The organism is Citrobacter sp. W9, from assembly GCF_026719375.1.
In the GTDB taxonomy this organism is placed as follows: Bacteria; Pseudomonadota; Gammaproteobacteria; order Enterobacterales; family Enterobacteriaceae; genus Citrobacter; species Citrobacter werkmanii.
Genome location: NZ_JAPPTE010000051.1, coordinates 1 through 3,497 on the forward strand (window position 1 = coordinate 1; position 3,497 = coordinate 3,497).

At 67.0% G+C, this 3,497-nt stretch carries 1 protein-coding gene; it reads right to left on the reverse strand.

The window, feature by feature from the left end; genetic code table 11:
* The coding region (locus tag OOJ59_RS27610) for an Ig-like domain-containing protein (RefSeq protein WP_268063552.1) at positions 1-3,497 on the reverse strand (3,497 nt) is incomplete at both ends.

Here is a 3,497-nt window from a genome sequence, read left to right on the forward strand (position 1 = left end):
GATGCTCACCATCACGCTGAACGCGTCCGGATCGGTGCTGACAGTGAAGCCCGGCGTGGCGTCGTTAGTCTGGTTATCCCCCGCCGTGCCGGTGTCGTCGCTCAGGGCGATCACCGGCGCCGCCACGCGGGTGTCCACCGTCACAGCCAGCGCGGTGGAGGTCTGCACGTTCCCCGCGTCGTCGGTCACCTGCACGGTGACGCTGTAGTCGCCGTCCGCCAGCTCCGGGGCGGTAAAGGTCCACTTGCCCTCTGACTGCACGGCGTCATAGGCGGTGCCGTTGATAATGACCTGCACCTTCGTCACATCGGCGTCGATACTGCCCAGCGTGAACGCCGGGGTGGTGTCGTTCGTGATGTTGTCGCTGTTGAGGCTGCCGCTGTCTGACGCATCCGCCAGATCGATGGTCGGCACCGACAGCGTGGTGTCGACGGTGAAGGCCAGTGAGGACGTCGCGGTGTTGCCCGCGAGGTCGGTGACGGTGGCCACAATGGTGTGGTCGCCGTCGGCCAGCGCGGTACTGTCAATATGCCACTGCCCGTCCGCGGCCTTCGTCGCCGCCACCGGCTTACCGCCGTCGATGCTCACCATCACGCTGAACGCGTCCGGATCGGTGCTGACAGTGAAGCCCGGCGTGGCGTCGCGGGTCTGGTTATCCCCCGCCGTGCCGGTGTCGTCGCTCAGGGCGATCACCGGCGCCGCCACGCGGGTGTCCACCGTCACAGCCAGCGCCGTGGAGGTCTGCACGTTCCCCGCGTCATCGGTGACCTGCACGGTGACGCTGTAGTCGCCGTCCGCCAGTTCCGGGGCGGTAAAGGTCCACGTCCCGTCCGTCAGTGTCGCCGGGTAAGCGCTCCCGTTGATCAGCACCTGCACGCTGGTCACGTCGGCGTCGATACTGCCCAGCGTGAACGCCGGCGTGGTGTCGCGGGTGATGTTGTCGCTGTTGCTGCTGCCGCTGTCTGACGCATCCGCCAGATCGATGGTCGGCACCGACAGCGTGGTGTCGACGGTGAAGGCCAGTGAGGACGTCGCGGTGTTGCCCGCCAGGTCGGTGACGGTGGCCACGATGGAGTGATCGCCGTCGGCCAGCGCGGTGCTGTCAATATGCCACTGCCCGTCGGCGGCCTTCGTCGCCGCCACCGGCTTACCGCCGTCGATGCTCACCATCACGCTGACGGCATCATTATCCGTGGCAATGGCAAAGCCCGGGGTGGTGTCGTTAGTCTGGTTATCCCCTGCCGTGCCGGTGTCGTCACTCAGGGCGATCACCGGCGCCGCCAGGCTGGTGTCCACCGTCACAGCCAGCGCCGTGGAGGTCTGCACGTTCCCCGCGTCATCGGTCACCTGCACGGTGACGCTGTAGTCGCCGTCCGCCAGCTCCGGGGCGGTAAAGGTCCACGTCCCGTCCGTCAGTGTCGCCGGGTAAGCCGTCCCGTTGATCAGCACCTGCACGCTGGTCACATCGGCGTCGATACTGCCCAGCGTGAACGCCGGCGTGGTGTCGTTCGTGATGTTGTCGCTGTTGAGGCTGCCGCTGTCTGACGCATCCGCCAGGTCGATGGTCGGCACCGACAGCGTGGTGTCGACGGTGAAGGCCAGTGAGGACGTCGCGGTGTTGCCCGCCAGGTCGGTGACGGTGGCCACGATGGTGTGGTCGCCGTCGGCCAGCGCGGTGCTGTCAATATGCCACTGCCCGTCGGCGGTCTTCGTCGCCGCCACCGGGGTGCCGCCGTCGATGCTCACCATCACGCTGAACGCGTCCGGATCGGTGCTGACAGTGAAGCCCGGCGTGGCGTCGCGGGTCTGGTTATCCCCCGCCGTGCCGGTGTCGTCGCTCAGGGCGATCACCGGCGCCGCCACGCGGGTGTCCACCGTCACAGCCAGCGCCGTGGAGGTCTGCACGTTCCCCGCGTCGTCGGTGACCTGCACCGTGACGCTGTAGTCCCCGTCCGCCAGTTCCGGGGCGGTAAAGATCCACGTCCCGTCCGTCAGTGTCGCCGGGTAAGCGGTGCCGTTGATCAGCACCTGCACGCTGGTCACGTCGGCGTCGATATTCCCCAGCGTGAAGGCCGGGGTGGTATCCCGGGTGATGTTGTCGCTGTTGCTGCTGCCGCTGTCTGACGCATCCGCCAGATCGATGGTTGGCACCGACAGCGTGGTGTCGACGGTGAAGGTCAGTGAGGACGTTGCGGTGTTGCCGGCCAGGTCGGTGACGGTGGCCACAATGGTGTGGTCGCCGTCGGCCAGCGCGGTACTGTCAATATGCCACTGCCCGTCGGCGTCCTTCGTCGCCGCCACCGGGGTGCCGCCGTCAATACTCACCATCACGCTGAACGCGTCCGGATCGGTGCTGACAGTGAAGCCCGGCGTGGCGTCGTTGGTCTGGTTATCCCCCGCCGTGCCGGTGTCGTCGCTCAGGGCGATCACCGGCGCCGCCACGCGGGTGTCCACCGTCACAGCCAGCGCGGTGGAGGTCTGCACGTTCCCCGCGTCGTCAGTCACCTGCACGGTGACGCTGTAGTCCCCGTCCGCCAGTTCCGGGGCGGTAAAGGTCCACTTGCCCTCTGACTGCACGGCGTCATAGGCGGTGCCGTTGATAATGACCTGCACCTTCGTCACGTCGGCGTCGATATTCCCCAGCGTGAACGCCGGCGTGGTGTCGCGGGTGATGTTGTCGCTGTTGCTGCTGCCGCTGTCTGACGCATCCGTCAGATCGATGGTCGGCACCGACAGCGTGGTGTCCACCGTAAAGGTCAGGGCGGCCGAGTCCGCGGTGTTACCGGCGAGGTCGGTGACGGTGGCCACAATGGTGTGGTCGCCGTCGGCCAGCGCGGTGCTGTCAATATGCCACTGCCCGTCCGCGTCCTTCGTCGCCGCCAGCGGGGTGCCGCCGTCAATGCTCACCATCACGCTGACGGCGTCGTTCTCCGTGGTGATGGTAAAGCCCGGGGTGGTGTCGTTGGTCTGGTTGTCGCCGGGGGTGCCGGTGTCGTCGCTCAGGGCGATCACCGGCGCCGCCACGCGGGTGTCCACCGTCATGGCCAGCGCGGTGGAGGTCTGCACGTTCCCCGCGTCGTCGGTGACCTGCACGGTGATGCTGTAGTCGCCGTCCGCCAGTTCCGGGGCGGTAAAGGTCCACTTGCCCTCAGCCTTCACGGCGTCATAGGCGGTGCCGTTGATAATGACCTGCACCTTCGTCACGTCCGCATCAATACTGCCCAGCGTGAACGCCGGCGTGGTGTCGTTCGTGATGTTGTCGCTGTTGAGGCTGCCGCTGTCTGACGCATCCGCCAGATCGATGGTCGGCACCGACAGCGTGGTGTCCACCGTAAAGGCCAGGGTGGCCGAGTCCGCGGTGTTGCCGGCGAGGTCGGTGACGGTGGCCACAATGGTGTGGTCGCCGTCGGCCAGCGCGGTGCTGTCAATATGCCACTGCCCGTCCGCGTCCTTCGTCGCCGCCAGCGGCTTACCGCCGTCGATGCTCACCATCACGC